The organism is Streptomyces spinosus (assembly GCF_020400655.1).
In the GTDB taxonomy this organism is placed as follows: Bacteria; Actinomycetota; Actinomycetes; order Streptomycetales; family Streptomycetaceae; genus Streptomyces; species Streptomyces argyrophylli.
The window spans coordinates 1-504 of the sequence record NZ_JAINRC010000070.1 but is presented as its reverse complement, the minus strand read 5'-3'; the positions used below and the strand labels follow the sequence as shown (position 1 = coordinate 504).

General features: G+C 65.9%; 1 protein-coding gene. It reads right to left on the bottom strand.

The window, feature by feature from the left end:
- Window positions 1-504, bottom strand: a 504-nt coding sequence (locus LG395_RS40950; RefSeq protein WP_225814678.1) for a cbb3-type cytochrome c oxidase subunit I, incomplete at both ends; no start/stop codon positions are given.

Sequence of the window (504 nt, the reverse complement as noted above, 5' to 3'; positions counted from 1 at the left end):
TGCCGGGGCGGCGGGCAGGAGGTCGCCCACTCCAGCGAACGGCCGAAGCCCCACGGGTCGTCGGTCTCGACCGGCTTGCCGTACCGGGCCGTCTTCCAGACGTTGTAGAGGAACGGCAGCAAGGAGGAGCCGAGCAGGAACGAGAAGACCGAGGACACCGTGTTGAGCGTGGTGAGCCCCTCGGCCGCGAGGTAGTCCGGGATCCGCCGCTGCATACCCTCCGCTCCCAGCCAGTGCTGGACCAGGAAGGTGCCGTGGAAGCCGGTGAACAGCGTCCAGAAGGTGATCTTGCCGAGACGCTCGTCGAGCATCTTGCCGGTGAACTTGGGCCACCAGAAGTGGAAGCCGGCGAACATCGCGAAGACGACCGTGCCGAAGACGACGTAGTGGAAGTGGGCCACCACGAAGTACGAGTCGGACACGTGGAGGTCGATCGGCGGCGAGGCGAGCATGACACCGGTCAGCCCGCCGAAGACGAAGGTGACGAGAAAGCCCATCACCCAC